At 27.9% G+C, this 2,560-nt stretch carries 1 protein-coding gene; it reads right to left on the bottom strand.

Annotation, left to right across the window (positions count from 1 at the left end; translation table 11 throughout):
• Window positions 1–444: 444 nt before the first annotated feature.
• Window positions 445–1,443, bottom strand: a complete 999-nt coding sequence (locus ACO6VN_RS15075; RefSeq protein ID WP_422404836.1) for a protein rep — start codon at window positions 1,441–1,443, stop codon at window positions 445–447.
• Window positions 1,444–2,560 lie beyond the last annotated feature (1,117 nt).

Genomic DNA, 2,560 nt, shown 5'->3' with positions numbered 1-2,560 from the left:
AATAATAATGTCTTCACGGACAAACTAATACACTTATCTTTGGTGTTGTATTTTTCATATTCAAGTAGCTTTTAGCTAAATTAAAGTCGCTTAGAGCCATTTCTTTTTTTAAGAAGTGGCTCTTTTTATTTTTCTTAAGATATTTTAAATCTTAGAATACCCTTATTTGCAATTTTAAGATACTTTTTAGAGCATTTAGGGGTATTATATATATATTTATACCCAAAACGATTTAACGGCTCTTAAAACGCAAATATGAGCTAAATTTAAAAATCAGAAAAAAAATCTAAAATTTTTGCTTAACCAGTGTCGATTTTTTTAGACACTGCCCAGTTACATGCAAATTTAAAAATTGGCATAAAAACTGGGCAACCATGCTGGTTGAACGCTATAGTTCCTGCAGGAGCAAAAAAGCATAAAAAAACGCTAGCTTTTCAGCTAACGTTACATATTTTTTAAAAAATAATTTTGTTTTTCAAAATTCCAAATAGCAGTAATTGAATGTGCTTTTTCTTCTTCTTCAGTTATCGTTTCATCATCACTTGTTTTTATTAAATCGCCATTTTCTGCGTCATCTAAATTTAAAATTTTATGTTTTTGTTTAAGTAAACCACCATAACTTAACATTCTCTTTCTGTGCAAACCTTGTTCCAAATCTTGAACAATTTCGGCGTCTTTTTCTTGATTACCTGTCAGATAATCTGATGACTTCACAGAGTATTTTGATGTCTCTTTGATTGCTGCTTGTATATCTTTATCACCTTTTTTATTTGGTTTAATTGCTTTAATATTTGCAACTGGTTTGTAATCAACCCGAAGTGCTTTTTGCCAAAGACCAACCCATTCTTCTTGAGAAATATAATTTTCTTTATTTTTAAAATAGCTATTTTCAACACACAATAAAACGTGCATATGTTGATTATAACTACCGTCTTTTTTATTAACTGTCACTTCGGTTGAACGCATAAAACCGATTAAATTTTTACTGACTTTTTTATATTTAAATAACTTATGAAAAGCCTTAGTCATTTCTTTTAAACTATTTTCTAATGTCTTTCCATCTATCGCGTTTTTGGTCGAAAGTGTTAAAAATAACCAACGTGCTTTTGGTTTTTCTTTAACCACTTCTTCTATCACTTTTTGCGCTTGAGAACTATTTTTCATTGCACGCCTCCAGTTACAAACGGGACATAATTTTGATTTACAAAACCATGTTTTATATAACTTCAAATACCCATCTTCGCTAGGTTTAAATTCTAAGACGTTACCACATTGTTTGACGTTATAAGCTTTTTTTATTTTTAAAATTTCAAGTATGTCTGCATAACCTACATTATCAAGTTTCTTCTCTCTCCATGGACGTTGTTTCCCACTTTTAGTTATATCTTTCAATGTTTCATTATCTTGATTTTCGTCCACACTTCTTGTAGTATAAAAATGCATATAAGGACCTCCAGTATTTTGGTTTTTTCTAGACAATTAAATCTTAATACTGGGGTTTTTTTATGTCAATTTTTCTTTCAACGATAAAAAAACACTCAAACATTGTCATATCAACGTTTGAGCAATATTTTTAAAAAGATAATTATTTCTATATAGTATCAAGACAAGAAGAAACTCGTTTTCAACTCGTTTCTAAACACCTAAAAAAACATAAAAAAATCTCTTAGTAAGAACAATTATCTTAGCTAAGAGATAAAGTAAAAAGTTATTCAAAAAATAGAGTCAATGCAATTTATAATACACATTCTTGGAAGCAATAACTTTATTTTAGCACATTTCACTTTTTCCAAAAACTAAGCAGCTTTTAGTAATTAAAAATCACTAAAAGCTGCTGGGAAAAAATGATTTTAAAATGAATATAAGATCCAAAGATATAAAATACACTCGTAAGTATATATCGAGATATTTTATGTATTTATCATAACATAAAAAAAAAACCTCTTAGCAAGACTTATATCCTTAGCTAAGAGGAAATAGAGAAAAAATATATTACAAAGAGACATTTTTTCAGACAGTTATAAATACAACATAACATAGTTTGATTTTTTTAAAAGTAAAAAAGCAATTTTTAGCAAGTTTAATACCTACTAAAAACTGCAATCAATGAAATAAAAAAGACAAAAAATATAAATATACAAATCTAAAATTTAAACTCAACAATATAAAAAAATTATAACATACTGAAAAATATAAATAAATAATTGCTTTATTCCAATTGCTTTTTGGTTGGAACCTACAGGGCTTTATGTGTTGTTGAGTTGGTACTTTCTTGGGATTAATCCCAATTCAATTCCCAACCAACTCGCTAACCAAGTTAGCTAACACATTGCCCATTCCAACCAAATATTTTCTCGGCATAAATGCGTGTTCTGATTTTTAATAAACCAAAATCTAAATAATTTTATTGCTTTATTTATACTTTATTTCTAAAATAATAATGTCTTCACGGACAAACTAATACACTTATCTTTGGTGTTGTATTTTTCATATTCAAGTAGCTTTTAGCTAAATTAAAGTCGCTTAGAGCCATTTCTTTTTTTAAGAAGTGGCTCTTTTT

Source organism: Mammaliicoccus sp. JADD-157 (assembly GCF_049310805.1).
Classification (GTDB): domain Bacteria; phylum Bacillota; class Bacilli; order Staphylococcales; family Staphylococcaceae; genus Mammaliicoccus; species Mammaliicoccus lentus.
Note: the sequence above shows the minus strand (reverse complement) of the source record. Positions and strands in the feature narration are given on the sequence as shown.

What these genes read in the sequence shown, in the direction of transcription:
- ACO6VN_RS15075 (WP_422404836.1), bottom strand. Translation starts at nt 1,443, where the DNA reads ATGCATTTTTATACTACAAGAAGTGTGGACGAAAATCAAGATAATGAA.